The organism is Mycobacterium sp. E2989 (assembly GCF_001667595.1).
Classification (GTDB): domain Bacteria; phylum Actinomycetota; class Actinomycetes; order Mycobacteriales; family Mycobacteriaceae; genus Mycobacterium.
This window is the reverse complement of sequence record NZ_LZJX01000045.1, coordinates 44,549-70,174: the sequence shown is the minus strand read 5'-3', so window position 1 is coordinate 70,174 and position 25,626 is coordinate 44,549. Positions and strand designations below refer to the sequence as shown.

The following is a 25,626-nucleotide window of genomic DNA, read 5'->3' as shown; positions in this document are numbered from 1 at the left end:
CCGGCTCCCGGCGAGTGCCCGGGCCACGACCAGCGGTCATGCGTTTAGCATCGAGTCACGGTCATGTGCACCCCGCGCCGCGCGCCCGCAGCCCCCCGCGCGCTAACCGGGCACGAATAGAAGGTCGAGTATGCGCCCATACCACGTTGCAATCGTCGGCTCCGGACCGTCGGGATTCTTCGCCGCGTCATCCCTGCTCAAGGCGGCCGACGCGGCCGAAGGGATCGATGTCGCCGTCGACATGCTGGAAATGCTGCCCACCCCGTGGGGGCTGGTGCGCTCCGGCGTCGCGCCCGACCACCCCAAGATCAAGTCGATCAGCAAGCAGTTCGAAAAAACCGCCGAAGATCCGCGTTTCCGCTTCTTCGGCAACATGGTGGTCGGCGAACACGTGCACCCCGGGGAGCTGTCCGACCGCTATGACGCGGTGATTTATGCCATCGGGGCGCAATCCGACCGGTCGTTGAGGATCCCCGGCGAGGACCTGCCCGGCAGCATGGCCGCCGTCGAATTCGTGGGCTGGTACAACGCGCACCCGCACTTCCAAGAGCCCGGCCCCGACCTGTCGGGCGCCCGCGCGGTCGTGGTCGGCAACGGCAACGTCGCCCTCGATGTCGCCCGCATCCTGGTGACCGATCCCGATGTGCTCGCACGCACCGACATTGCCGACCATGCCCTGGACTCGCTGCGGCCGTGTGGCGTGGAGGAGGTAGTCATCATCGGGCGGCGGGGGCCGCTGCAGACCGCGTTCACCACGCTGGAGTTGCGTGAGCTGGCGGACCTGGAAGGGGTCGACGTGATCGTCGATCCGGCGCAGCTGGAGGGCATCACCGCCGAAGACGAGGCCGCCGCGGACAAGACGACGAAACTGAACATCAAGGTGTTGCGCGGTTACGCCGAACGCGCCCCACGACCCAACCACCGTCGAATCGTGTTCCGGTTCATGACCTCTCCCATCGAGATCAAGGGTGACGGCAAGGTGGAGAGCATCGTGCTGGGCCGCAACGAGCTGGTCACCGACGAGAGCGGCCGGGTCTCGGCCAAGGACACCGGCGAGCGCGAGGAGCTGCCGGTTCAGCTCGTCGTGCGGTCGGTCGGCTACCGCGGCATGCCCACGCCGGGGCTGCCGTTCGACGAGAAGACCGCGACCATCCCCAACACCGCCGGGCGGGTGGAGGGCAGCCGCAACGAATACGTCGCCGGATGGATCAAGCGCGGCCCGACCGGCGTCATCGGCACCAATAAGAAGGACTCCCAGGACACCGTCGACACCCTGCTCGCCGACTTGGGACGCGCGAGGGGCGAGCTGGCGGATTTCCCCGACGACCACGCCGACCAACTGGCCAACTGGCTGGCCGCACGCCAGCCCAAACTGGTCACCTCCGAGCACTGGGAGATCATCGACCGCCACGAGCGGGCCGCCGGTGAGCCGCACGGGCGGCCGCGGGTCAAGCTGCCCAACCTGCAAGAACTGCTGCGGATCAGCCACGGCTGAGCGCCCTGGGTGGTGCTTGACACGTGCCCAACAACGCGCACCGCAACCGGCCGCACAGGGGCGAAGTAGCCAGTCCCGCAGCGGGTTTCGTGTTCTTCCTACCGAGATCGAGGCAAGCAAGCTCGGTTAACAGAAGATGAACTAAAGGGAAACAAGTCCTTAATTCTGCCTGGCCGGCGCCGGAATAGCCGCAAAACCCCGCAAGCGCCGTCCGCGCCTGCGACCTTTGAATTGCCCGAACATCGAAGGATCCATTGCGATGCCCTGTGCGCACGGTCCGCCACCTCGATAAGCGCCACGCTGCCCGCTAGACAGCACGTGAGCGCTCGCGCTCGGCCGCCCAGTCACCCGGGGTGAGCTTTGCCGACCGGCAAAGCGGTGTGGAAGCGGCCAACAGATTTTTTGCCAAACAACGCCGATGCGTTCAGCCCCGGCGTTATTCACGTTTGCCTTCACAGGGATGGGACATCATGGATTGGGCTTTTCTTCCACCGGAAATCAACTCCGCCCGGATGTACGCCGGGCCCGGGCCGGCCTCGTTGTTGGCCGCCGCGGGAAGCTGGGACGCGTTGTCGGCCGAGCTGGCCTCCACCGCCGCGTCGTACGAATCGGTGCTCTCGAGCCTGGGCCTGCAGTGGCGCGGCTCGGCGGCCGACGCGATGGCGTTCGCGGCCGCCCGCTACCTGGCGTGGTTGCAGGCGACCGCCGAGCAGACGCAACAAACCGCCATGCAGGCGCGAACGGCCGTGGCGGCGTACGAGCAGGCGTACGCGATGACGGTGCCGCCCTCGGTGGTCGCCGCCAACCGCACCTTGCTGGCGTCGCTGGTGGCGACGAACATCGTGGGCCAGAACACCGCTGCCATCGCGGCCGTCGAGGCGCAATACGCCGATTTCTGGGCTCAGGACACCGCCGCGATGTCGGGTTACGCCGCCTCCTCGGCGGCGGCGACGCGGTTGCCGAAGTTCACCGCCGCGAGCAAATCCACCAACGAGTCCGGGGTGGGCGCCCAGGACACCGCGGTGGCCACGGCCAGCGCCAGGACGGCCGCCAACAAGGCTGTGGCGCAGTCGTTCTCACCGCAAACCAGCCAACTTTCGGCGCCGGACCCGCAATCGGGAGTCGGCGCCGCGCCGCTGGCGGCCGCCAACAATAACAACGCCTTCCGGGTCCTCGACCTCATTCAGGGCACGGGCGTCGGCTTCAGCGCTCCCTATAACATGGAGCAGTTCGTATCGGGAATCATTGGGGCCGAGAACAATCTGGGCATCCTCGCCAAGCCCGGGGCGGCGGCCGCCAATCTCGCCCCCGCCATCGCGGCGCCCGCGCTTCGCGGCGCGACGGCGGGCCTGGGCGGGGGCCTGGGCAACATCACCGCGACGCTCTCGCACGCCGGCTCGATCGGGCCGATGTCGGTGCCCGCAAGCTGGTCGGCACCGACGAGCACCCATATCTCGCCGCTATCGCCCGCCGGCTTCACCACGCTGCCCGGGACCGAGGAGCCGGTGGCGTCCGGGTACCCCGGTTATCCGGGCATGCCGGGCAGCGGCGCCGCGCGCTCCGTCGGCGTGGGCGCACCGCCCCGCTACGGGATGCGGCTCACCGTGATCCCCCGCCCGCCGGCCGCCGGCTGACGTGCGGCCGATCCGCCAACTGCCGTCGGAGATAGAACGAGCCGTTCGCCGCACGCAGCTTCGTTGCACTCGCTTATAGGGCTGTCACACAATGGATTTCGGCCTTCTGCCACCAGAGGTGAACTCCGGCCGGCTCTACGCCGGCCCGGGGTCCGGCTCGTTGCTGGCCGCCGCCGGGAGCTGGGACTCGCTGTCGGCGGAGTTGGGCATCACGGCCGCCGTCTACGAGTCGGTGCTGTCCGGGCTGACGGGGTTGCACTGGTACGGGCCCGCCTCCCAGGCCATGGCGGCCAGCGCGGCGCCCTATGTGGCTTGGCTGTATTCCACCGCCGAGCGGGCTCAGCAGGCGGCGACGCACGCCCGGGCGGCCGCGGCGGCCTACGAGCTGGCGCATGCCATGACGGTGCCGCCACCCGCGGTCGCCGCCAACCGCAGCCAATTGGCAATGCTGATAGCGACGAACTTCTTCGGACAGAACACCGCCGCGATCGCCGCCACCGAGGCGCAATACGCCGAGTATTGGGCTCAGGACGCCGCCGCGATGTACAGCTACTGCGCCAGTTCGGCCGCGGCGGTGCAGTTTTCGCCCTTCTCCTCCCCGCGCCAAACCACCGACCCGGGTGGGGTGCCCGCCCAGCAGGCGGCCGTCGCGCAAGCCACCGCCGGCGCCTCGAACTCGGGCACGGGCTCGCAGGTGGTGACCCCCGCGGCGCCCGGCTCGTCGTCGCAACTTTTCCGGATACTCGACACCATCCAGGGCGTCCAGACCACGTTCAACGCGCTGCTCAATTCGGAAGGGTTTCCCGCGGGAATCATCCAGGCCGACAAGAACTTAGGCATTTTGCCGAACCTCGGGGCGGCTCCGGCCGGAATGCCCGCTGCGCCCGCGCTGAGCGGTGCCGCGTCGGGCCCGGGCGGCGGCGTTCGGGCGGTGTTCGCCGGCGCCGGAAGGATCGGGTCGATGTCGGTGCCCGCCGGCTGGGCGTTCGCGACCGGCAACCCCACTTCGGGGTTGCCGGAGTTGCCGGTCGGTGGCTTGTCCGCCGCGCCGACTGAGGCGCTGGCGCGAACGACGGCCGGCGTGCCCGGGCTACCGGGGATGCGAGTCTCGCGGGCCGCGATGGTGGTCCCGCGCTACGGCGTGCGGATCACGGTGATGGCACGCCCGCCCGCGGCCGGCTGACGGGCGCTACGCCGGCGGCGGCTCGGAGGGCGCGAACCTCCAGTTGTCCGGATTCTTCGGCGAATACACGACCGGGAACAACTGGCCCATGGTCGGCCAGTTGTCGGCATCGACCGCCATGCGCTGATACACGGCGTGCTCACTGACGGTGGGCCCGTTGATCACACCGGCGATGGTGACGAACTGCTCACCGGTGGCCTCGGGCCGCGGGCTGACGCCGGTCACCAGCAGCGTGCCGTTCAGCAGCTCGCCGCGGGGGCCGCGCGGCCCGAACCGCTGAGCGAGGGCGACCGCCAACACGGCCAGCAGCAGGATCAGGACTCCGAATTCCCACACGCCGCCATGGTAGAGCCGTGATAGGACTGCGTCATGAGTCGGGACGATCTGACATTGGCGCTCGCGCTGGCCGACCGCGCGGACGCGCTGACGTCGGCCCGCTTCGGCGCCCTCGACCTGCGCGTTGACACCAAACCCGACCTGACCCCGGTCACCGACGCCGATCGCGGGGTGGAGACCGAGCTGCGCGAGGCGCTTGGCCGCGAACGGCCGCACGACAGCGTCGTCGGCGAGGAGTTCGGCGGGACCACCGCTTTCACCGGACGGCAGTGGATCATCGACCCCATCGACGGCACGAAGAACTTCGTGCGGGGCGTGCCCGTGTGGGCCAGCTTGATCGCGCTGCTCGAAGACGGTGTGCCCGCCGTCGGCGTCGTCAGTGCCCCGGCGCTGCAGCGGCGTTGGTGGGCCGCGCGCGGCCGGGGCGCCTTCGTCGGCGTCGACGGCGCCGCGCCGCGGCGGCTATCGGTTTCCTCAGTGGCGCAACTTGATTCGGCCAGTCTGTCGTTTTCCAGCCTGTCCGGCTGGGCGGACCGCGGTCTGCGGGACCGCTTCATCGCGCTGACCGACGCCGTCTGGCGGGTGCGCGCCTTCGGCGACTTCCTCTCCTATTGCCTGGTGGCCGAAGGGGCTGTCGACATCGCCGCCGAACCCGAGGTCTCGGTCTGGGACCTCGCCGCGCTCGACATCCTGGTCCGCGAGGCGGGCGGGACGATGACCGGCCTGGACGGCGTGCCGGGACCGCACCGCGGCAGCGCCGTGGCGACGAACGGGCCGCTGCATGCCCACGTGCTGCGCAGCCTGGATACCGGCGCTGTGAATTAGTTAACAAGTGTTCTCTGTGATCTTACTCCGGAGTAAGATAGGCCTATCCGCACTGCCCCAAACAACAGAGGCGCCCAGATGACCGACAGTCGTTCCGGTTCAACAAAGACTTCAAAATCCGCCCGCTCCGGTCGCAAACGGAAAGACCACGAGAGCGCGGTCGGGTTACAACACCACAAGCGCACCGGCGTCGACATCGCCATCGCGCTGCTCACCCCGCTCATGGGCCAGGAGTTCCTGGACAAATACCGCCTGCGCGACCCGGTCAACCGGGGGCTGCAGTACGGCACGAAGACCGTATTCTCCACCGCGGCCGCCGCCTCCAGGCAGTTCAAGCGCGTGCAGAACCTGCGCAGCGGACCGACCCGCCTGAAGTCGAGCGGCAAGGACTACTTCGACCTGACGCCCGACGACGACCAAAAGCTGATCGTCGAGACCCTCACCGAATTCGCCGAGGAGGTGCTGCGGCCGGCGGCGGCCGAGGCCGACGAGGCCGCGACCTACCCCGCCGACCTGATCGCCAAAGCCGCGGAGCTGGGCATCACCGCGATCAACATCCCCGAGGCCTTCGACGGCATCGCCGCCCACCGCTCCAGCGTGACCAACGTGCTGGCGGCCGAGGCGCTCGCCTACGGCGACATGGGTCTGGCCCTGCCGATCCTGGCCCCCGGCGGTGTGGCCGCCGCGTTGACCCATTGGGGCAGCGCGGACCAGCAGGCCACCTATCTGCACGAGTTCGCCGGCGAGAACGTTCCGCAGGCCTGCGTCGCCATCGCCGAGCCGCAACCGCTGTTCGACCCCACCATGCTGAAGACGACCGCGGTGCGCACCCCGAGCGGCTACCGGCTCGACGGCGTGAAGTCGTTGGTTCCGGCGGCGGCCGACGCCGAACTGTTCATCATCGGCGCGCAGCTGAACGGCAAGCCGGCTTTGTTCGTCGTGGAGTCGTCGACCAAAGGCCTTGCCGTCAAGGCGGATCCGAGTATGGGCATCCGCGCGGCGGCCCTGGGCCAGGTGGAGCTCTCCGGGGTTACGGTGCCGCTGAGCGCCCGCCTCGGCGAGGACGAGGCCACCGACGCCGACTACTCGGAGGCGATCGCGCTGGCCCGGCTGGGCTGGGCGGCGCTAGCGGTGGGCACCTCGCACGCGGTGCTCGACTACGTCGTGCCCTACGTGAAGGAGCGCGAGGCCTTCGGTGAGCCGATCGCCCATCGCCAGGCGGTCGCGTTCATGTGCGCCAACATCGCCATCGAGCTGGACGGCCTGCGCTTGATCACCTGGCGCGGCGCGGCCCGCGCCGAGCAGGGCCTGCCCTTCCTCCGCGAGGCGGCGCTGGCCAAGCGGCTGGGCGCCGACAAGGGCATGCAGATCGGCCTGGACGGCGTCCAGCTGCTCGGCGGCCACGGCTTCACCAAAGAGCACCCGGTCGAGCGCTGGTACCGCGACCTGCGGGCCATCGGCGTGGCCGAGGGCGTCGTCGTCATCTAAGTCGTCATCCAGCCGTCATCCGGACTACCGAAAGACCAACCATGGCAATCAATCTGGAACTACCCCGCAAGCTGCAAGCGGTGACCGTCAAGACCCACCAGGGCGCGGCGGAGCTGATGCGCCCGATCGCCCGCAAGTACGACCTCGCCGAACACGCCTACCCGGTCGAACTCGACACGCTCTACAACCTGTTCGCGGGCGCCTCGGAATCCATCGAATTCGCCGGGGCCGACAACCTGGGCGACGAGAACAAGGACCGGGACCAAAACCACAACGGCGCCAACATGGCGGCGCTGCTGCAGACCCTCGAGGCCTGCTGGGGTGACGTCGCGATGATGTTGTCGGTGCCCTACCAGGGCCTGGGCAACGCGGCCATCTCCGCCGTCGCGACACAGGAACAGCTGGAACGCCTGGGCAAGGTGTGGGCGGCGATGGCCATCACCGAGCCGGGGTTCGGCTCCGACTCGGCGGCGGTGTCGACCACCGCCAAGCTGGACGGCGACGAGTACGTGATCAACGGCGAGAAGATCTATGTCACCGCCGGTTCGCGCGCCACCCACATCGTGGTGTGGGCCACGCTGGACAAGTCGCAGGGGCGCGCGGCCATCAAGTCGTTCATCGTGCCGCGCGAGCACCCCGGCGTGACGGTCGAGCGGCTCGAACGCAAGCTCGGCATCAAGGGCTCCGACACCGCGGCGATCCGCTTCGACAACGTGCGCATCCCCAAGGAGAACCTGCTCGGCAACCCCGAAATCGAAGTCGGCAAGGGCTTTTCGGGTGTGATGGAGACCTTCGACAACACCCGGCCGATCGTGGCGGCCATGGCCATCGGCGTCGCCCGAGCCGCCCTCGAGGAAATCCGCAAGATCCTCACCGAGGCGGGCGTGGACATCTCCTACGACAAACCGTCGCACGCGCAGAGCGCCGCGGCGGCCGAGTTTTTGCGGATGGAAGCCGACTGGGAGGCCGCCTACCTGCTCGCCCTGCGGGCGGCGTGGCAGGCCGACAACAAGATCCCCAACTCCAAAGAGGCGTCGATGAGCAAGGCCAAGGCCGGCCGGATGGCCAGCGACGTCACCCTCAAGACCGTCGAATTGGCCGGTACCGCAGGCTATTCCGAGCAGTCGATGCTGGAGAAGTGGGCGCGCGACTCCAAGATCCTGGACATCTTCGAGGGCACCCAGCAGATCCAGCAATTGGTGGTCGCCCGCCGCTTGCTGGGCCTGTCGTCGGCCGAGCTCAAGTAGCTCGGTTCGCCGAACGTGCAACCACGGCGGCCAGTCGGCCAATTTCCCGCCCTGAGTGCACGTTCGGTGTGACTACCCGGCGAGGGCGTCCAGTTGCTGACGGACCTCGTCGTCGAGTTCGATCGAGGCGACGTCCATGTTCTCCTCCAGGTGCCGCACCGACGAGGTGCCGGGGATCAGCAACACGTTGGGCGCCACGCTCAACGTCCACGCCAGCGCGACCTGCGCCGGCGTACGGCCGAGCCGCTCGGCCGTGTCGGCCACCAGCGGGTGCGTCAGCACCGGGTTCGGCTGGACGAACGCGGCCCCCAGCGGGAAGAACGGCACGAACGCGATCCCGCGGGCGGTGCACTCGTCGAGCAGGGGCGCCGATTCCCGATCGAGAAGGTTGAATGCGTTTTGGACACAGGCGATTTCGGTGCGCCCCAAGGCGCGCAGCAGGTGATCGCGGTTGACGTTGCTCAGCCCGATCCCGCCGATCAGCCCCGCGTCGCGGGCTTCGATCATGACCGAGAGCTGGTCGTCGAACAGCCGATCGGGCTCGCCGCTTTCGAACACGCGCAGGTTGACCGCGGCCAGCTGGTCGACGCCGAGGGTGCGCAGGTTGGTCTCGATGTCGCGGCGTAAGTCGGCGGGCTCGTCGACCGGCAGCCAGGCGCCCTTGTCGTCGCGCCGGCCGCCGACCTTGCTCACCAGCGCCAGGTTCTCCGGGTAGGGGTGGAGCGCCTCGCGGATGAGCTCGTTGGCGACGTCGGGTCCGTAGAACTGGGCGGTGTCGATGTGGTCGACGCCGAGCTCGACGGCCCGCCGCAGGACGGCCAACGCCTCATCGCGGTCCCGGGGCGGGCCGAAGACGTTGGGGCCCGGCAACTGCATCGCGCCGAAGCCCACCCGGGAGACCGAAAAGCGACCGAGTGGAAAGGAATCCATAGGGCGAGGTTAGCGTCGAGGCATGGACACGTTTCAAGCGCTCGTCGCTCGCGAAGATGGCGACCGGATTACCGCGTCGGTCGAGACTTTGAGCCACTCCGACCTGCCACCCGGTGAGGTCACGATCCGGGTGCTCTATTCGAGCGTCAACTACAAGGACGCGCTGGCCGTGACCCCGGGCGGCGGCGTGGTGCGCAGCTACCCCGTCGTGCCGGGCATCGACCTGGCCGGCGAGGTCGTCGAGTCGAGTTCACCCGACTTCGCCGTCGGTGACACGGTGCTTGCGCACGGCTACCAGATCGGCACCGGCCACCACGGTGGCTACGCCGAATTCGCGCGGCTGCCCGCCGACCAGGTCGTCGCGCTCGGCCCGTTGACCCCGCGCGAGGGCGCCGCGATCGGGACCGCCGGCTTCACCGCCGCGATGAGCGTGCAGGCGCTGATCGACTGGGGCGTTGAGCCCGGCGCCGGGTCCGTCGTGGTCACCGGCGCCTCCGGGGGCGTCGGCTCGGTCAGCGTGGACCTGCTGGCCGCCAAGGGCTTTTCTGTGGTCGCCTCGACCGGCAAGGAGGCGGCTTCCGGGCTGCTGAAAGAGCTTGGCGCGGCGGAGGTTATCGGCCGGTTGCCGGAGGATCCCGACGCCAAGCCGCGGCCGTTGGCCAAGGCGCGTTGGGCGGCCGCGGTGGATTGCGTGGGCGGTGCGACGCTGGCCGACGTGCTCAGCGCCGTCGACTACGGCGGGGCGGTCGCCGCCAGCGGGCTGACCGGCGGTCCGGCGTTGCGCACCACCGTGATGCCGTTCATCCTGCGCGGCGTCGCGCTGCTGGGGATGGATTCGGTGCAGATGCCGATCGGGCGGCGCCGCAAACTGTGGGCGCTGCTGGGCGATTCGTTGCGGCCGCGCCATCTCGACTCGCTCACCAGCGACGTCGACGTCAAGGACGTGGTCGACGTGCTCGATCAGGTGCGCGCCGGCAAGTTCACCGGTCGGGCGGTGGTGCGGGTCGCGGGCGGATTCTGAGTCGGCAGTAGGCTCTGCGACCATGCGCGCTGCACGGGTGACTCGGTTGGACGGTCCGGACGCGATCGAGGTGGCGGAGGTCGACGAACCCTCGGGTGACGGCGTCGTCGTCGAGGTGCACGCCGCCGGTGCCGCCTTCCCCGACGCATTGCTGACCCGGGGCCTGTATCAGTACCGCCCCGAGCCGCCGTTCGTGCTGGGCGCGGAGATCGCCGGTGTGGTCCGCTCGGCGCCGGCCGGCGCGCACGTGCGGACCGGCGACCGGGTCGTCGGGCTGACGATGCTGTCCGGCGGCATGGCCGAAGTCGCGATCCTGGCGCCCGACCGGGTGTTCAAGCTACCCGACAACGTGAGCTTCGAGGCCGGCGCCGGACTCCTGTTCAACGACCTGACCGTGTATTTCGCCCTGACGGTGCGCGGCCGGCTCGCCCAGGGCGAGACCGTCCTGGTGCACGGCGCCGCCGGGGGCATCGGCACGTCGACGCTGCGGCTGGCCTCGCTGCTCGGGGCCTCGCGCACCATCGCGGTCGTCAGCACCGAGGGGAAGGCCGACGTCGCGACCGCCGCCGGCGCCACCGACGTCGTGCTGGCCGACGGGTTCAAGGACGCGGTCAAGGAACTCACCGGCGGTCGCGGTGTCGACCTGATACTCGACCCGGTCGGCGGTGACCGGTTCACCGATTCGCTGCGCTCGCTTGCGCCGGGCGGGCGGCTGCTGGTCGTCGGCTTCACCGGCGGGGAGATCCCGACCGTGAAGGTGAACCGGTTGCTGCTCAACAACATTGACGTGGTCGGCGTCGGCTGGGGGGCGTGGACGGCCACGCATCCGAACGCGCTGGCCGAGCAGTGGGCCGGGCTCGAGAAGCTCTTGAGCTCCGGGCAACTGGCCGCCCCCAATCCGGAGGTGTACCCGCTCGAGGAGGCCGCCGCGGCGGTCGCGTCGCTGGAGAACCGCACCGCCAGGGGCAAGGTCGTGGTGCGCGTGCGCGACTGACTCGTCAGGCTTGATCGGCGACACAAAGGGTCGACGAAGACGCATGGACCCTTGTGCGGGCGCAAAACAAAAACTAATGTCACTTTCAGTTTTTGTAGGTCGCCCGAGCCGGGGGTCATCCATGGAATCGTTCGTTCACTTGCGAAAAGGCACGACGCCCCAACGCCTGCACGCCGACCTCGACGGGCTCAAGGACGACGAGCTGGGCCGCGGCGGATTCACCGGCCGCACGGCGAACCTCTACCGCCGCCACGACCCCACCGCCTACCGGTCCGTCGGCCCGCTGCGGCCCGTCGACGTGCTGGCCGGCGAGCTCAAGCCGAGCGACGCCACCGACGCCAACGGCGGTCCGCTGCTGATGTTCAGCAACGCCGACTGCCGAATCCTGTTGAGCCGTCGCGCCCAGCCGATGCCGTTTTTCGCCCGCCATGTCGACGGCGACCTGCTGTGCTTCGTGCACCAGGGCGCGGGCCTGCTCGAAACCGAGTTCGGGCCACTGCGCTACTCCCAGGGTGACTGGGTCTACCTGCCCAAGGCCTGCACCTGGCGCCAGGCGCCGGACGCCGAGACGACGCTGCTCATGATCGAGGCGACCGACGAGTTCCGGGTGCCGCCGCCCGGGCCGCTGGGCCGGCACTTCCCGTTCGACCCGTCGCAGGCCACCATCCCCGAACCGGCCCCCGTCGAGGACGACGGCCGCGACGAGTACGAGGTCCGGCTCCTCCACGAGGGCGGCCCGACAACGCTTTTCTACCAACACAATCCGCTCGACGTCGAGGGTTGGCGCGGTGACAACTTCGCGTTCACCTTCAACATCGCCGACTACAACGTGGTCACCTCCGACAGCGTCCACCTGCCACCGACGGTGCACCTGTTCATGCAGGCCACCGGCGTCTACGTGATGAACTTCCTGCCGAAGCCGGCGGAGGGTGTCCCGGGCACCGAGCGCACCCCGTGGTATCACCGCAACGTCGACTATGACGAGATCGCCTTCTTCCACGGCGGCTCGCTCTACGGCATCCCGATGCCGCCCGGCCTGATCTCCCATGCGCCGCAAGGCGTTCACCACGGCGCACCGGAGAAGGCGCGGGAACGGGCGCGCCGCAAGTTCGACGAGTACTCCCGCGTCGATTGGCAAGTGATCGCCGTCGACACCCGTCGGCGACTGACCCCGTCGGCCGAGGTGCTGGCGAACGACCTAGGACAACACTGAGCATGACGACCCGTCACGAATACGAACGAATCCCCTATCTCGTTGCGTTCCAGAACAATTCCGGCGTCCGCGACGTCTATGGCGGCCTGGCCGAGATCACCGTGCTGGAGAGCTATCTGCTCAAGCCGACGGACAGGCCGTCGGACACGGTGCTGGTGTTCATGCACCCGATCGGGGGCGGCGCCTACCTGCCGATGATCAACGCGCTGGCCCGGGCGGGCCACCACGTCATCTACTGCAACAGCCGATTCCGCGGCACCGACGCGGCGCTGCTGATGGAGAAGGTGGTGGAGGACCTGGGCGAGTGCATCAAGGACGCCAAGAAGCGGCTGGGCTATTCGAAGGTGGTGCTGGCCGGGTGGAGCGGCGGCGGTTCGCTGTCGGTGTTCTACCAACAGCAGGCTCAGCACCCGACCATCACGTCCAGCCCGTCCGGCGACGGTCCCGACCTGACCGCCCTGGACCTGCCCGCCGCGGACGGCATCATGCTGCTGGCCGCGCACATCAGCCGCCACGGCACGCTGACCGAATGGCTCGACGCGTCGATCCTCGACGAATCCGACCCCACCAAGCGCGATCCCGAGCTGGACCTCTATAACCCGGACAACCCCAACCAGCCGCCGTACAGCCAGGAGTTCCTGGCCCGGTATCGCGAGGCGCAGATCGCGCGCAACCGGCGCATCACCGCCTGGGTCCGGGACAAGCTCGCCGAGTTGAAGGCGGCCGGCCGGCCCGAAGACGAGTTCGGCTTCGTGGTGCACGGCACCATGGCGGACCCGCGCTGGCTGGACCCGACCGTGGATCCCAACGAACGCACCCCGGGAACCTGCTACCTGGGGGATCCTCAGGTGGTGAACATGAGCCCGGTCGGGCTGGCCCGTTTCTCGACGCTGCGAGGCTGGCTTTCGCAGTGGAGCTACGACGACGCCCGCGGCGACGGAGTGGCGTGCGGGGCCGACATCGCGGTCCCGGCGCTGGTGATCGGTAACCTGGCCGACGACGCCTGCACACCCAGCCACACCCGGCGGCTGTTCGAGGCCATCGGGTACCACGACAAGGAAATGCACGAAATCCCCGGCGCCACACACTATTACGCGGGCCCCGACCAGCGCGACAAGCTGCGCGCGGCCGTCGACATCGTCACCGACTGGCTGGTCCGCCACGACTTCGCGAGCAAAGAGTGACAGCCGGTCCGCTGGACGGCGTCCGGGTGCTCGAACTCGGCACGCTGATCGCGGGCCCGTTCGCCGGGCGGCTGCTGGGCGACATGGGCGCCGACGTCATCAAGGTCGAGCCTCCCGGCGCCCCGGACCCGCTGCGCACCTGGGGCCAGGCCGAAATCGACGGGCAGCACGTCTTTTGGACGGTGCACGCGCGCAACAAACGGGCGATCACCCTCGACCTGCGCAAGCCCCGCGGCCGCGAGTTGTTCCTTGAGCTGGTCGCGAAGTCCGACATCGTCGTGGAGAACTTCCGGCCGGGAACGCTGGAGAAATGGGACCTGGGCTACGACGTGCTCAGCGCCCGCAACCCGGGCATCATCCTGGTCCGGGTCTCGGGTTACGGGCAGACGGGCCCCGACGCGCACAAGGCCGGCTACGCCTCGGTGGCCGAGGCGGCAAGCGGGCTGCGGCACCTCAACGGCTTCCCCGGCGGCCCGCCGCCCCGGCTGGCGCTATCCCTCGGCGACACCCTGGCCGGCATGTTCGGCGCCCAGGGGGCGCTGGCGGCGCTGTACCGCCGCGGCATCACCGGGCGCGGCCAGGTGGTGGATGTCGCTCTGACCGAATCCTGTTTGGCGGTCCAGGAATCCACCATCCCCGACTACGACGCGGGCGGCGTGGTGCGCGGACCGTCCGGCACCCGGCTGGAGGGCATCGCGCCGTCGAACATCTACCGCAGCGCCGACGGCTCCTGGGTGGTGATCGCCGCCAACCAGGACACCGTCTTCGCCCGCCTGTGCAAGGCGATGGGCCGCCCCGAGCTGGTCACCGACGACCGGTTCGCCACGCACGGCGCCCGCGGCCGCAACCAGGACGAGCTCGACGGCATCATCGGCGCATGGGCGGCGGAGCGCCAGCCGGGTGAGATCATCGAAACCCTCAGCGCCGCAGGCGTGATCGCCGGACCCATCAACACCGTCGCCGAGGTCGTCAACGACCCGCAGCTGCGGGCCCGCGGCATGCTGGTCGAGCACTTCGATGAACGGGTCGGGCGAAACGTCCTGGGGCCCGGCGTGGTGCCGGTGCTTTCCGAGTCCCCGGGCCGGGTCCGCAGCGCCGGGCCCGCGCGGCCGGGCCAGCACAACGACGACGTCTTCATCGGACTGCTGGGCAGGACCACCGAAGAGCTGGACGCGTTGCGGGCCGAGGAGGTGCTGTGAACACAGCGGTGGTGATCCGCGAGGTGTCGCTGCGCGACGGCCTGCAGATCGAAGCGCCAATCCCGTTGGCGGCCAAGCTCGAACTCCTGGCGGCGGTCGCCGCGACCGGGGTGCGCGAGGTCGAGGCCACCGCGTTCGTCTCGCCGTCGAAGGTGCCGTCGATGGCCGACGCCGCCGAGCTCGCCGCGCACCTGCGCGACTACCCCGACATTGAATTCTCCGCGCTGGTGGCCAGCCCGAACGGGGCCAAGCGCGCGGTGGCGGCGGGGCTGCGCTCGATCGAGTACGTGGTGGCCGCCGACGACACCTTCAGCCAGGCCAACGTCGGGCGCACCAGCGCGGAGGCCACCGAGGCGATCGGCGAGATCCTCGCCATCGCGCACGACGCCGGCGTGAGCGTCGAGGTGATCATCGCCACCGCGTGGGACTCACCGTTCGAAGGCCCCACTCCCCCGCAGCGGGTGCTCGACATCGCCGCGGCCGCCCGCGACCGCGGTGTCGACCGCCTGTCGATCGCCGACACCATCGGCACCGCCACCCCCGGGCGGGTGAATTCGCTGATCGCCCAACTGCGTCCGGTGATCGGCGACCTGCCGCTGGGCGGCCATTTCCACAACACCCGCGGCTCCGGGCTGGCCAGCGCATACGCCGCGGTCAGCGCCGGGGTGCGAAGGCTGGACGCCTCGGTCGGCGGCCTGGGCGGCTGCCCGTTCGCGCCGGGCGCGACCGGCAACATCGCCACCGAGGACCTGGTGTACCTGCTGCGCGACAGCGGCTTCGGCGTCGACGTCGACCTGCAGGCCGCCATCGCCGCCGCCGAGGTCGCCAGATCCGTTGTCGGCCATGACCTGCCGGGCGCCCTGCTGCGCGCCGGTGACCGGATCCGGGCCTGATGCCCACCCCGGACACGCTGACCGCCAAGGGCCGCCAGACCAGGCAGGCCATTGAGCAGGCCGCCCGAAAGCTGTTCGCCGAGAGGGGCTTTCACGGCACCACGCTGGCCGACATCACGTCCGCCGCCGGCAAGTCGCCCGCCGTGTTCTACCGGTATTTCGGCGACAAGGAAGACCTGCTCGCCGCGCTGGCGGAATCCTTTCTGCACGACGTCGTGACGCCGTCCGGGCTCAGCGTGCACCTGCCGGACTCGCCGGAAGACGAGGCCTTCTTCACCTCGGTGGTCACCGGCTACTGGAACATGTTCAAACAGAACATCGGCATCATGATCGCCGTGGCGCAGCTCGCCGCCACCCAGCCGCGCTTCGCCGCCGTGCAGAACGAATTTCGGCGCTTCGGCATGGACATCGTCGCCGCCTCGGTGCGCCGCGCCCAGGAGCAGGGATACGGAACCGAGCTGGACCCGAAACACACCGCGGCGGCGATCGCCCTGCTCTTCGAGAACTTCACCACCGTGTTCGTCGGCCCCTCCAACCTGGGCATCAAGATCAGCGACGAGGACGCCATCGCCACCCTGTCGACGATCTGGAAGAAAACCCTGTACGGCAGCGGCAAGGAGACATAGGAGACAACTGTGGATTTCACGCTCCCCGAACACCTTCCGGGCCTGCTCGCCGAGATGGACGACTTCATCGAGGCCGAGATCAAACCGCTCGAGCGCGAACACATCCAGTATTTCGACAAGCGCCGGGAACATGCCCGCACCGACTGGGAGAACGACGGCATCCCGACGCGGGAATGGGAGGAGCTGCTCGCCGAGATGCGCAGGCGGGCCGACAAGGCGGGATGGCTGCGGTACGGTCTGCCGGCCTCGCTGGGCGGGCGGGACGGCACCAATGTGGACATGGCGGTCATTCGGGAACACCTGGCGCACAAGGGACTTGGGCTGCACAACGACCTGCAGAACGAGTCCTCGATCGTCGGGAACTTCCCGCAGGTGATCATGATGGAGCGGTTCGGCACCTCCGAGCAGCGACGGCTGTGGTCCGAGGCGCTGATCACCGGGGAACGTTCCATGGCGTTCGGGCTGACGGAGCCGCAGCACGGTTCGGACGCGACGTGGCTGGAAACCCACGCCGAGCCCGACGGCGACGACTGGGTGATCAACGGATCCAAGCGGTTCAACACCGGCGTGCACCGCGCGACCCACGACCTGGTCTTCGCGCGCACCTCCGGTGAGCCCGGCCAGGCGCGGGGCATCACGGCGTTTCTGGTGCCGACGGACGCGCCCGGGTTCGAAGTCCCCTACTACTGGTGGACCTTCAACATGCCGACCGACCATGGCGAAGTCCGGTTGACCGACGTCCGGGTACCCGCCGACGCGGTCCTCGGTGAGGTGGACCGCGGCCTGGAGGTGGCGCAGACCTTCCTGCACGAGAACAGGATTCGGCAGGCCGCGAGCAGCCTGGGCGCCGCGCAGTACTGCATCGACCGCGCCGCCGAATACGCCGGCAGGCGAACCGTGTTCGGCAAGCCGCTGGCGGTCAACCAGGCCGTGCAATGGCCGCTCGCGGAACTGCAGACCGAAGCCCAGATGGTGCGGCTGCTGGTGGCCTACGCCGCCTGGCACCTGGACCGCGATCACCACATGGAGGTCTCGGACAAGGTGTCGATGGCCAACTACCGGGCGAACCGGCTCGTGTGCGACGCCGCCGATCGGGCCATGCAGATCTTCGGTGGCCTGGGCTACAGCCGGCACGAGCCGTTCGAGCACATCTATCGCCACCATCGCCGCTACCGGATCACCGAAGGCGCCGAGGAGATCCAGATTCGCCGGGTGGCGCAGCGGCTGTTTAAGTTTGGCAAGTGACGCCGACCGACGACCTGGCCGCACAACTCGCCGCGCTGCTGGCGCCGGTCCTCGGCGCCGACGTCGCGGTGCACAACCTGCGCGCCATGACCGGCGGCGCCAGCCGCGCCACCTGGGCGTTCGACGCCGCCACCGGCGACCGGAGCCAAGCGTTGATCCTGCGCACCGGCGCACCCGACGACGTGCACGCAGGCATGGAGCTCGAGGCGCGCGCCCAGGCCGCCGCCGCAGCCGCCGGCGCACCGGTCCCCCACGTCCTGATCGCCGACGATTCGCCTGCGGCACTGGGCAATCCCTTTCTGATCTGCGAGGCGATCGCGGGCGAGACCATCGTCCGGCGCATCCAGCGGCAACTCGACGCCGCGGGCGGGCAGGCGGCGCGCGCGGGGCTGCTGCGGCAATGCGCGCAGGCGCTGGCGGCCATCCACCGCGCGGACCCGGACATCCCCGGGCTGGCCCACGAGGATCCGCTCGCGCGGTATCGGGAGCGGCTCGACGCGATGGGCGACACCACGGCCACCTTCGAATGGGCGTTTCGCTGGCTGGAGGCCCGTCGGCCCGAACCGTCGGCGGACGTCCTGGTGCACGGCGACTACCGGATGGGCAACCTGATCGTCGAGGGGTCCCGCCTCGCCGCCGTCCTCGACTGGGAGCTGGTGCACCGCGGCGACCCGCACGACGACCTGGCCTGGTTCTGCATCCGGGCCTGGCGCTTCGGCGCTCCCGCCGGTCTCGGCGCCGGCGGTCTGGGCAGCATCGAGAGCTTCCTGCGCGCCTACGAGCAGGCCAGCGGTTCCAGCGTGGATCGAGTGGCTTTCCATTGGTGGCTGGTGCTGGCCACGCTGCGCTGGGGGGTCATCTGCCGCTATCAGGCCGAGCGGCATCTGACCGGTCTGCACCGCTCGGTGGAGCTGGCCACCATCGGTCGCCGCGTGTGCGAGACCGAGTGGGACCTGCTCGACCTGCTCGAAGGAGCCGCCTGATGATCGGCGCGTACGGCCGGCCGATCGCCGCCGAGCTGGTGGCCGCGGTGGCCGAATTCCTGGAGACCGACGTGCGGTCGGCGACCAGCGGGCAGGTCAACTTCCACGCCAGGGTGGCGGCCAACGCGTTGCGCATCGTCGAGCGCGAACTGCTCGACGAGAGCGAGGCCGAATCCCGCGCCGCCCTGGCCGACCTGGGGTTCGCCGACGAGGAAGAGCTGGCCGCCGCGATCCGGGCCGGCGAGCTGGACGGGCGGGCCTTGGAGGTGACGGCCTGCCTGCGCACGCTGGTGCGGCGCCGGCTGGCCGCCGCACACCCGGGTTACGACAACAGCGAATAGGAGCGTTTGCCATGACGAGTGCGGAAACCGTCGCCGACGCGGCCGACCGGTTGTTCGCGGCCATCGAAAAGGGTGACTTCGCGGCGGTCGAGGCGATGTGGAGCGACGACATCGCGGTCTGGCGGGTGGGCGCGCGCCGCGACGACGATAAGGCCCGCGCGTTGCGGGTCATCGACTGGTTCATCAACGCGACCACCGAACGCCGCTATGAAATCCTGGACCGGCGCTTCTTCGAGGGCGGCTTCGTCCAGCAGCACGTCCTGCACGCCACCGGCCATGCCGGCCAATCGATCTCGATGCGGGTCTGCATCGTGATCAGGGTCGGCGATGACGGTCGGCTCGCCCGGATCGACGAGTATTTCGACCCCGCAGAGATCGCGCCGCTGATGCAATAGCGGTTAGATTCCCCTCGAGAGATGGGGTGGGAGATGACAACTCTGGAAATACTGCTGAACGATCCCGACGTGGCCGGCGTCTGGAACCTCGTCCCGGACCGCTCGGCCATCACCTTCAAGATCAGAAACATGTGGGGCCTGGTCAACGTCAAGGGCCGGTTCACCGAGTTCAGCGGCGACGGCCAACTGACGGGCGCGGGAGCCGTTTTCGGGCGCATCGACATCCGCGCGGCCTCGATCGACACCGGCATCGGGCGGCGCGACAAGCACCTGCGCTCCGCCGACTTCTTCGACGTCGAGCGCTACGGCGAGATCAACGTCGTCGTCACCGCGGTGCGGCCGACCAAAGGCAAGGCGGCGGATGTGCGGGCCGCGTTCACCATCAAAGGCATCACCGAGCCGCTGCCGGTCTCCGCCACCATCACCGAGCTCGACGACGGATCGATCCGGGTCGCCGGGGAGACCGACGTCGACCGCAACAGGTTCGACCTGGGCTGGAACCGGCTTTCCATGATGGGTTCGACGGCCAAGGCGGCCGCGGAACTGGTCTTCGTGCGGGCTGCCCAGTAAAGCCGGTGCGGCACCAGTACCATCTGGACCGTGCCCGATTCCAGCCCCGAATCCAGCGTTGCCCTGCGGATCCTGGTCTACAGCGACAACGCCAACACCCGCGAACAGGTGATCCGGGCCCTGGGCAAGCACCTGCATCCGGATTTGCCGGAGCTGACCTACCTCGAGGTGGCGACGGCCCCGATGGTGGTGCGCCAGATGGACGAGGGCGGCATCGACTTGGCCATTCTGGACGGCGAGGCCACGCCCACCGGCGGCATGGGAATCGCCAAACAACTCAAGGACGAACTCGCGACGTGCCCGCCCCTCGTGGTGCTGACCGGCCGCGCGGACGACGCCTGGCTGGCGAACTGGTCGCGGGCCGAAGCCGCCGTGCCGCACCCGATCGACCCCATCGTGCTCGGCCGCACGGTGCTGGGACTGCTCCGCACCCCCACCCGCTAGCGCCTTCACCTGCGGTAACAGCACCGGGTCGCGCCTCGCGGACGAAGGTGCCGGTGCACGGCGGCCAACCGCCGGGTTGCTACGACACAAAACTCTGACGGATACCCCCACCCCGACAAAGCACACCTGCCTTCACGACGCTATGTTGTGGAGGTCACTGTGGCGCCCCGCAGCCCGCGTACGTCACAGCAGCCCGGCCCCCCGCCCGGCCGCCGCACGGCGACCCGTACGAGGAGATCTTGGAGCGAGTTGAACGTCTACATACCCATCCTGGTTCTCGGAGCGATAGCGGCGGCCTTCGCCGTGGGATCGGTCGCGATCGCGAGCATCGCCGGACCGTCGCGATACAACAAGTCGAAGATGGCGGCCTACGAGTGCGGGATCGAGCCGACCGAAAGCCCGGTCAGCGGCCCGCACGCGGCGAGCGGACAGCGGTTCCCGGTGAAGTATTACCTGACCGCAATGCTGTTTATCGTCTTCGACATCGAAATCGTGTTCTTGTATCCCTGGGCGGTCAGTTACGACGCGCTGGGAACGTTCGCGTTGGTCGAGATGGTGGTGTTCATGCTCACGGTTTTCGTGGCGTACGCCTATGTGTGGCGCCGCGGCGGCCTGACGTGGGATTGAGGTAGACGTGGGTCTCGAGGAACAGCTGCCCGGTGGGATTCTGCTGTCGACGGTCGAGAAGGTGGCCGGTTACGTCCGCAAGAACTCGTTGTGGCCGGCGACATTCGGGTTGGCGTGCTGCGCCATCGAGATGATGGCAACCGCAGGACCGAGATTCGACATCGCGCGGTTCGGCATGGAGCGGTTCTCGGCGACGCCGCGGCAAGCCGACCTGATGATCGTGGCCGGCCGGGTGAGCCAGAAGATGGCGCCGGTGCTGCGCCAGATCTACGACCAGATGGGCGAGCCGAAGTGGGTGCTGGCCATGGGCGTGTGCGCGTCGTCGGGCGGGATGTTCAACAACTACGCGATCGTGCAGGGCGTGGATCACGTGGTCCCGGTGGACATCTACCTGCCCGGATGCCCGCCGCGGCCCGAGATGCTGCTGCACGCAATCCTCAAGCTGCACGAGAAGATTCAACAGATGCCGCTGGGCGTCAACCGCGAAGAAGCCATCGCGGAAGCCGAGCAGGCGGCGCTGGCCGCCCGGCCCACGATCGAGATGCGCGGGCTGCTGCGATGAGCTCGCCGGACCACGACCCCAAGGAAGCGGCAACCGAAGGCGGGGGCCCGCCCCGGGCCGACGGCGAAGTGATCGGCGTACGCCGCGGCATGTTCGGCATCTCCGGTAGCGGTGACACCACCGGGTACGGACGGCTGGTCCGGGAGGTCGTGCTACCCGGCAGCTCGCCCCGCCCATACGGGGGCTACTTCGACGACGTGGTCGACAAGCTGGCCGAGGCCCTGAAAAGCGCCGACGTCGAATTGTCCGACGCGTTGGAAAAGGTCGTGGTGTACCGCGACGAGCTGACCCTGCACGTGCGCCGGGACGCCCTGCCCCGGGTGGCCCAGCGCCTTCGCGACGAGCCCGGCCTGCGTTTCGAGATGTGCCTGGGCGTGAGCGGGGTGCACTACCCGCACGAGACGGGCCGCGAACTGCACGCCGTGTATCCGCTGCAGTCGATCACGCACAATCGCCGCGTCCGCCTGGAAGTGGCTGTGCCGGACGGTGATCCGCACATCCCCTCGCTGTTCGGCATCTACCCGACCACCGACTGGCACGAGCGGGAAACCTACGACTTCTTCGGCATCATCTTCGACGGGCATCCGTCGCTGACCCGGATCGAGATGCCCGACGACTGGCATGGCCACCCGCAACGCAAGGACTACCCCCTCGGCGGCATCCCGGTGGAATACAAGGGAGCGCAGATACCCCCGCCCGACGAGCGGAGAGCGTACAACTGATGAGCACAATCACCGATTCGACCAGCGGCGGCGCGGAAAGCCCGGAGACCGTCTTGGTCGCCGGCGGCCAGGACTGGGACCAGATCGTCGAGGCCGCCCGCAACGCGGACCCCGGCGAACGGATCGTCGTCAACATGGGGCCCCAACACCCGTCCACCCACGGGGTGTTGCGGCTGATCCTCGAGATCGAGGGCGAGACGATCACCGACGTCCGATGCGGAATCGGCTACCTGCACACCGGGATCGAAAAGAACCTGGAATACCGGTACTGGACGCAGGGCGTCACATTCGTGACCCGAATGGATTACCTCTCACCGTTTTTCAACGAGACCGCCTACTGCCTGGGCGTGGAGAAGCTGCTCGGCATCACCGATCAGATCCCGGAGCGGGTCAACGTCATCCGGGTGATGATGATGGAGCTCAACCGGATCTCCTCGCATCTGGTGGCGCTGGCCACCGGCGGCATGGAGCTGGGCGCCATGACCCCGATGTTCGTCGGTTTCCGAGGCCGCGAGATCGTCCTGACCCTGTTCGAGAAGATCTCCGGGCTGCGAATGAACAGCGCCTACATCCGGCCGGGCGGCGTCGCGCAGGACCTGCCGCCGGGCGCGGAGTCCGACATCGCCGAAGCCCTCAAGCCGCTGCGCCAGGTGCTGCGCGAAATGGGCGGCCTGCTCAACGAAAACGCCATCTGGAAAGCCCGCACCTGCGACGTCGGCTACCTGGATCTGACCGGTTGCATGGCGCTGGGCATCACCGGGCCGATCCTGCGCGCCACCGGCTTGCCGCACGACCTGCGCAAGAGCGAGCCCTACTGCGGATATGAAAACTACGAATTCGACGTGATGACCGCCGACACGTGTGATGCTTACGGCCGCTACATGATTCGCGTCAACGAGATGTGGGAGTCGATCAAGATCGTCGAGCAGTGTCTGGACAAGTTGAAGCCGGGTCCGACCATGATCGAGGACCGCAAGATCGCCTGGCCGGCCGACCTGAAGGTGGGCCCCGACGGCATGGGTAACTCACCCGAGCACATCGCCAAGATCATGGGCGGCTCGATGGAGGCGTTGATTCACCACTTCAAATTGGTCACCGAGGGCATCAGGGTGCCGGCGGGCCAGGTGTACACCGCGGTGGAATCGCCGCGCGGCGAGCTGGGCGTGCACATGGTGAGCGACGGCGGCACCCGGCCCTACCGGGTGCACTACCGGGACCCCTCGTTCACCAACCTGCAGTCGGTCGCGGCGATGTGCGAGGGCGGCATGGTGGCCGACCTGATCACCGCGGTCGCCAGCATCGACCCGGTCATGGGCGGGGTGGACCGGTGACCGGCCCGCAGGGACAGCCGGTCTTCATCCGGCTCGGACCCCCGCCCGAGGAGCCCAACGCGTTCGTCACCGAGGGTGCGCCGCAGTCGTATTCGCCCGAGGTGCGGGCGCGCCTCGAGGTCGACGCCAAGGAGATCATCGGCCGCTACCCCAACAAGCGCTCGGCGCTGCTGCCGCTGCTGCACCTGGTGCAGGCCGAGGATTCCTACCTCACCCCGGCGGGCCTGGAGTTCTGCGGGGAGCAGTTGGGACTGACCGGGGCCGAGGTGTCGGCGGTGGCGAGTTTCTACACCATGTACCGGCGCGGCCCCACCGGTGATTACCTGGTCGGCGTCTGCACCAACACGCTGTGCGCGGTCATGGGCGGCGACGCGGTATTCGACGCGCTCAAAGAACATCTCGGCATCGGCAATGATGAGACCACCGACGACGGCTCGGTCACGTTGCAGCACATCGAATGCAACGCGGCGTGCGACTTCGCCCCGGTGGTGATGGTCAACTGGGAGTTCTACGACAACCAGACGTGCGAGTCGGCACGCGAACTCGTCGACTCGCTGCGGTCCGGAAATCCCAAGGCTCCCACCCGCGGTGCGCTGTGCAAGTTCCGCGAAACCTCGCGCATCCTGGCCGGCCTGCCCGACGAGCGCCCCGACCAGGGCCAGGGCGGCGCCGGCGCAGCCACTTTGGCCGGGCTGCAGGTGGCGAAGGAGAAGGGCATGGAAGCCCCGCCGGCTCCCGGAGGCGAGTCATGACCACCCCGCTGACCCCGGTCATCAGCGCCTACTGGGACGACCCGAAGTCGTTCACGCTGGAGACCTACCAGCGCCACGACGGTTACCAGGCGCTGAAGAAGGCCCTGAAGATGGACCCCGACGCGGTGATCGGGGCCGTGAAGGACTCGGGTCTGCGCGGTCGCGGCGGCGCCGGCTTCTCGACCGGAACCAAGTGGTCTTTCATCCCGCAGGGCGACACCGGCCCGGCCGCCAAGCCGCACTACCTGGTGGTCAACGCGGACGAATCCGAACCCGGTACGTGCAAAGACATTCCGCTGATGCTGGCGACGCCCCACCTGTTGGTGGAGGGCGCCATCATCGCCTCCTACGCGATCCGGGCCAGCCATGCCTTCATCTACGTGCGCGGCGAAGTGGTGCCGGTAATACGCCGGCTGCAGAACGCGGTCGCCGAGGCTTACGCCGCCGGCTATCTGGGCCGCGACATCGAAGGATCCGGCTACGACCTGGAGCTGGTGGTGCACGCCGGTGCGGGCGCCTACATCTGCGGCGAGGAAACCGCGCTGCTGGAGGGTCTGGAGGGCCGGCGCGGCCAGCCCCGGCTGCGGCCACCGTTCCCCGCCGTGGCCGGGCTTTACGGTTGCCCCACGGTGATCAACAACGTCGAGACGATCGCCAGCGTGCCGCCGATCATTCTCAACGGCGTCGAATGGTTCCGATCGATGGGCAGCGAGAAATCGCCCGGCTTCACGCTGTATTCGCTGTCCGGCCATGTCACCCGCCCCGGTCAATACGAGGCCCCGCTCGGCATCACGCTGCGCGAATTGCTCGACTACGCGGGCGGGGTCCGCGCCGGGCATCGTCTGAAGTTCTGGACCCCGGGCGGGTCCTCGACGCCGCTGCTCACCGAGGAACATCTGGACGTGCCGCTGGATTACGAGGGCGTCGGTGCCGCCGGCTCGATGCTGGGCACCAAGGCGCTGGAGATCTTCGACGAGACCACCTGCGTGGTGCGCGCCGTGCAGCGCTGGACGTACTTCTACAAGCACGAGTCGTGCGGCAAGTGCACCCCGTGCCGCGAGGGCACCTTCTGGCTGGACCAAATCTACGAACGGCTGGAAACCGGTAAGGGCACCGACGAGGACATCGACAAGCTGCTCGACATCTCCGACACCATCCTCGGAAAGTCGTTCTGCGCCTTGGGTGATGGCGCCGCCAGCCCGGTGATGAGTTCGATCAAGTACTTTCGCGACGAGTACGTCGCCCACGTCGAGGGCGGTGGATGCCCGTTCGACCCCCGAGACTCCATGCTGAACGGAAAGGCTTGACACTTTGACTAGTGCCGCCAAAACCGAAACCGGTGACCCCAAGGACGGCCCCGAGAAGGAAGGGGCACGTCCGCCGGAA

Annotated in this window: 27 protein-coding genes; 25 read left to right on the top strand and 2 right to left on the bottom strand. The window is 68.7% G+C overall.

Annotated features, from left to right (window positions below):
* Positions 1–130 precede the first annotated feature (130 nt).
* The 3 genes from A5680_RS09305 to A5680_RS09295 all read left to right on the top strand — a co-directional run bounded on the left by A5680_RS09305 (position 131) and on the right by A5680_RS09295 (position 4,312).
* A complete protein-coding gene (locus tag A5680_RS09305; protein WP_067818529.1) occupies positions 131–1,495 on the top strand; it encodes an FAD-dependent oxidoreductase in 1,365 nt (454 codons plus the stop codon).
* Between the two features lie 470 nt (positions 1,496–1,965).
* A complete protein-coding gene (locus A5680_RS09300) occupies positions 1,966–3,129 on the top strand; it encodes a PPE family protein (protein ID WP_067818526.1) in 1,164 nt (387 codons plus the stop codon).
* 91 nt (positions 3,130–3,220) lie between these two features.
* Positions 3,221–4,312 (top strand): PPE family protein, encoded by a 1,092-nt coding sequence (locus tag A5680_RS09295; protein WP_067818523.1) that lies wholly within the window; start codon positions 3,221–3,223, stop codon positions 4,310–4,312.
* A gap of 6 nt (positions 4,313–4,318) precedes the next feature.
* Here the strand turns inward: A5680_RS09295 and A5680_RS09290 are convergent, their stop codons facing one another.
* Positions 4,319–4,648 carry a hypothetical protein gene (locus A5680_RS09290; RefSeq protein WP_067818520.1) on the bottom strand — a complete coding sequence of 110 codons (330 nt, stop codon included), beginning with the start codon at positions 4,646–4,648 and terminating at the stop codon, positions 4,319–4,321.
* Positions 4,649–4,681: 33 nt separating this feature from the next.
* On the opposite strand from A5680_RS09290, the gene hisN reads away from it, so the two are divergent.
* The 3 genes from hisN (at position 4,682) to A5680_RS09275 (ending at position 8,208) form a co-directional block, all read left to right on the top strand.
* Complete coding sequence (gene hisN, locus A5680_RS09285) at positions 4,682–5,473, top strand: histidinol-phosphatase (protein WP_067818517.1); 792 nt, start codon at positions 4,682–4,684, stop codon at positions 5,471–5,473.
* Positions 5,474–5,551: 78 nt separating this feature from the next.
* Positions 5,552–6,961 (top strand): acyl-CoA dehydrogenase family protein, encoded by a 1,410-nt coding sequence (locus A5680_RS09280; protein WP_067818514.1) that lies wholly within the window; start codon positions 5,552–5,554, stop codon positions 6,959–6,961.
* Positions 6,962–7,002: 41 nt separating this feature from the next.
* Positions 7,003–8,208: an acyl-CoA dehydrogenase family protein gene (locus A5680_RS09275; RefSeq protein WP_055403021.1), complete on the top strand. Its 1,206-nt coding sequence runs from the start codon at positions 7,003–7,005 to the stop codon at positions 8,206–8,208.
* Between the two features lie 72 nt (positions 8,209–8,280).
* Here the strand turns inward: A5680_RS09275 and A5680_RS09270 are convergent, their stop codons facing one another.
* A complete protein-coding gene (locus tag A5680_RS09270; RefSeq protein ID WP_067818511.1) occupies positions 8,281–9,138 on the bottom strand; it encodes an oxidoreductase in 858 nt (285 codons plus the stop codon).
* A gap of 22 nt (positions 9,139–9,160) precedes the next feature.
* Between A5680_RS09270 and A5680_RS09265 the strand changes: the two genes are divergently transcribed.
* From A5680_RS09265 to nuoF, 19 genes are all read left to right on the top strand, one after another.
* Complete coding sequence (locus A5680_RS09265) at positions 9,161–10,159, top strand: acryloyl-CoA reductase (RefSeq protein WP_067818510.1); 999 nt, start codon at positions 9,161–9,163, stop codon at positions 10,157–10,159.
* Between the two features lie 22 nt (positions 10,160–10,181).
* Positions 10,182–11,153: an NADPH:quinone oxidoreductase family protein gene (locus A5680_RS09260; RefSeq protein WP_067818508.1), complete on the top strand. Its 972-nt coding sequence runs from the start codon at positions 10,182–10,184 to the stop codon at positions 11,151–11,153.
* A gap of 121 nt (positions 11,154–11,274) precedes the next feature.
* Positions 11,275–12,366, top strand: coding sequence for a homogentisate 1,2-dioxygenase (locus A5680_RS09255; RefSeq protein WP_055403013.1), 1,092 nt, complete (start codon positions 11,275–11,277; stop codon positions 12,364–12,366).
* Positions 12,367–12,368: 2 nt separating this feature from the next.
* Positions 12,369–13,550 carry an alpha/beta fold hydrolase gene (locus A5680_RS09250; protein ID WP_067818505.1) on the top strand — a complete coding sequence of 394 codons (1,182 nt, stop codon included), beginning with the start codon at positions 12,369–12,371 and terminating at the stop codon, positions 13,548–13,550.
* Positions 13,547–14,749, top strand: coding sequence for a CaiB/BaiF CoA-transferase family protein (locus tag A5680_RS09245; RefSeq protein ID WP_067818503.1), 1,203 nt, complete (start codon positions 13,547–13,549; stop codon positions 14,747–14,749). The genes A5680_RS09250 and A5680_RS09245 overlap by 4 nt, the downstream gene beginning before the upstream one ends.
* Positions 14,746–15,642: a hydroxymethylglutaryl-CoA lyase gene (locus A5680_RS09240; protein WP_055403006.1), complete on the top strand. Its 897-nt coding sequence runs from the start codon at positions 14,746–14,748 to the stop codon at positions 15,640–15,642. Before A5680_RS09245 ends, A5680_RS09240 begins: the two co-directional genes overlap by 4 nt.
* Positions 15,642–16,268, top strand: a complete 627-nt coding sequence (locus A5680_RS09235; protein WP_082459840.1) for a TetR/AcrR family transcriptional regulator — start codon at positions 15,642–15,644, stop codon at positions 16,266–16,268. The genes A5680_RS09240 and A5680_RS09235 overlap by 1 nt, the downstream gene beginning before the upstream one ends.
* A gap of 9 nt (positions 16,269–16,277) precedes the next feature.
* The gene (locus A5680_RS09230; RefSeq protein ID WP_055403002.1) at positions 16,278–17,513 is read left to right on the top strand and encodes an acyl-CoA dehydrogenase family protein; all 1,236 of its coding nucleotides are present in this window, start codon (positions 16,278–16,280) and stop codon (positions 17,511–17,513) included.
* Entirely contained in the window at positions 17,510–18,496 is a 987-nt protein-coding gene (locus A5680_RS09225) for a phosphotransferase family protein (protein ID WP_055403000.1), read from the top strand. Before A5680_RS09230 ends, A5680_RS09225 begins: the two co-directional genes overlap by 4 nt.
* Entirely contained in the window at positions 18,496–18,837 is a 342-nt protein-coding gene (locus A5680_RS09220; RefSeq protein WP_055402998.1) for a DUF6285 domain-containing protein, read from the top strand. The genes A5680_RS09225 and A5680_RS09220 overlap by 1 nt, the downstream gene beginning before the upstream one ends.
* 11 nt (positions 18,838–18,848) lie before the next feature.
* Positions 18,849–19,232 carry a nuclear transport factor 2 family protein gene (locus tag A5680_RS09215; RefSeq protein ID WP_055402995.1) on the top strand — a complete coding sequence of 128 codons (384 nt, stop codon included), beginning with the start codon at positions 18,849–18,851 and terminating at the stop codon, positions 19,230–19,232.
* Positions 19,233–19,265: 33 nt separating this feature from the next.
* Positions 19,266–19,802: a YceI family protein gene (locus tag A5680_RS09210; protein WP_067818576.1), complete on the top strand. Its 537-nt coding sequence runs from the start codon at positions 19,266–19,268 to the stop codon at positions 19,800–19,802.
* A gap of 30 nt (positions 19,803–19,832) precedes the next feature.
* The gene (locus A5680_RS09205; protein ID WP_055402993.1) at positions 19,833–20,246 is read left to right on the top strand and encodes a response regulator transcription factor; all 414 of its coding nucleotides are present in this window, start codon (positions 19,833–19,835) and stop codon (positions 20,244–20,246) included.
* Positions 20,247–20,495: 249 nt separating this feature from the next.
* Positions 20,496–20,873 carry an NADH-quinone oxidoreductase subunit A gene (locus tag A5680_RS09200; protein ID WP_055402991.1) on the top strand — a complete coding sequence of 126 codons (378 nt, stop codon included), beginning with the start codon at positions 20,496–20,498 and terminating at the stop codon, positions 20,871–20,873.
* Positions 20,874–20,880: 7 nt separating this feature from the next.
* Positions 20,881–21,435 carry an NADH-quinone oxidoreductase subunit B family protein gene (locus A5680_RS09195; protein WP_055402988.1) on the top strand — a complete coding sequence of 185 codons (555 nt, stop codon included), beginning with the start codon at positions 20,881–20,883 and terminating at the stop codon, positions 21,433–21,435.
* Positions 21,432–22,157 (top strand): NADH-quinone oxidoreductase subunit C, encoded by a 726-nt coding sequence (locus A5680_RS09190; RefSeq protein ID WP_055402986.1) that lies wholly within the window; start codon positions 21,432–21,434, stop codon positions 22,155–22,157. The genes A5680_RS09195 and A5680_RS09190 overlap by 4 nt, the downstream gene beginning before the upstream one ends.
* Positions 22,157–23,488 carry an NADH dehydrogenase (quinone) subunit D gene (gene nuoD / locus A5680_RS09185; protein ID WP_055402984.1) on the top strand — a complete coding sequence of 444 codons (1,332 nt, stop codon included), beginning with the start codon at positions 22,157–22,159 and terminating at the stop codon, positions 23,486–23,488. The genes A5680_RS09190 and nuoD overlap by 1 nt, the downstream gene beginning before the upstream one ends.
* On the top strand, positions 23,485–24,240 hold the full coding sequence (gene nuoE / locus A5680_RS09180) for an NADH-quinone oxidoreductase subunit NuoE (protein ID WP_055402982.1): 756 nt from the start codon (positions 23,485–23,487) through the stop codon (positions 24,238–24,240). Before nuoD ends, nuoE begins: the two co-directional genes overlap by 4 nt.
* A complete protein-coding gene (nuoF, locus tag A5680_RS09175) occupies positions 24,237–25,547 on the top strand; it encodes an NADH-quinone oxidoreductase subunit NuoF (RefSeq protein WP_067818500.1) in 1,311 nt (436 codons plus the stop codon). The genes nuoE and nuoF overlap by 4 nt, the downstream gene beginning before the upstream one ends.
* The last annotated feature ends 79 nt before the right edge of the window (positions 25,548–25,626 follow it).

Bases quoted from the DNA above. Each gene is read 5' to 3' on its own strand.
- A5680_RS09305 (WP_067818529.1), top strand. From the start codon at position 131: ATGCGCCCATACCACGTTGCAATCGTCGGCTCCGGACCGTCGGGATTC.
- A5680_RS09300 (WP_067818526.1), top strand. From the start codon at position 1,966: ATGGATTGGGCTTTTCTTCCACCGGAAATCAACTCCGCCCGGATGTAC.
- A5680_RS09295 (WP_067818523.1), top strand. From the start codon at position 3,221: ATGGATTTCGGCCTTCTGCCACCAGAGGTGAACTCCGGCCGGCTCTAC.
- hisN (WP_067818517.1), top strand. From the start codon at position 4,682: ATGAGTCGGGACGATCTGACATTGGCGCTCGCGCTGGCCGACCGCGCG.
- A5680_RS09280 (WP_067818514.1), top strand. From the start codon at position 5,552: ATGACCGACAGTCGTTCCGGTTCAACAAAGACTTCAAAATCCGCCCGC.
- A5680_RS09275 (WP_055403021.1), top strand. From the start codon at position 7,003: ATGGCAATCAATCTGGAACTACCCCGCAAGCTGCAAGCGGTGACCGTC.
- A5680_RS09270 (WP_067818511.1), bottom strand. From the start codon at position 9,138: ATGGATTCCTTTCCACTCGGTCGCTTTTCGGTCTCCCGGGTGGGCTTC.
- A5680_RS09265 (WP_067818510.1), top strand. From the start codon at position 9,161: ATGGACACGTTTCAAGCGCTCGTCGCTCGCGAAGATGGCGACCGGATT.
- A5680_RS09260 (WP_067818508.1), top strand. From the start codon at position 10,182: ATGCGCGCTGCACGGGTGACTCGGTTGGACGGTCCGGACGCGATCGAG.
- A5680_RS09255 (WP_055403013.1), top strand. From the start codon at position 11,275: ATGGAATCGTTCGTTCACTTGCGAAAAGGCACGACGCCCCAACGCCTG.
- A5680_RS09250 (WP_067818505.1), top strand. From the start codon at position 12,369: ATGACGACCCGTCACGAATACGAACGAATCCCCTATCTCGTTGCGTTC.
- A5680_RS09235 (WP_082459840.1), top strand. From the start codon at position 15,642: ATGCCCACCCCGGACACGCTGACCGCCAAGGGCCGCCAGACCAGGCAG.
- A5680_RS09220 (WP_055402998.1), top strand. From the start codon at position 18,496: ATGATCGGCGCGTACGGCCGGCCGATCGCCGCCGAGCTGGTGGCCGCG.
- A5680_RS09215 (WP_055402995.1), top strand. From the start codon at position 18,849: ATGACGAGTGCGGAAACCGTCGCCGACGCGGCCGACCGGTTGTTCGCG.
- A5680_RS09210 (WP_067818576.1), top strand. From the start codon at position 19,266: ATGACAACTCTGGAAATACTGCTGAACGATCCCGACGTGGCCGGCGTC.
- A5680_RS09190 (WP_055402986.1), top strand. From the start codon at position 21,432: ATGAGCTCGCCGGACCACGACCCCAAGGAAGCGGCAACCGAAGGCGGG.
- nuoD (WP_055402984.1), top strand. From the start codon at position 22,157: ATGAGCACAATCACCGATTCGACCAGCGGCGGCGCGGAAAGCCCGGAG.
- nuoF (WP_067818500.1), top strand. From the start codon at position 24,237: ATGACCACCCCGCTGACCCCGGTCATCAGCGCCTACTGGGACGACCCG.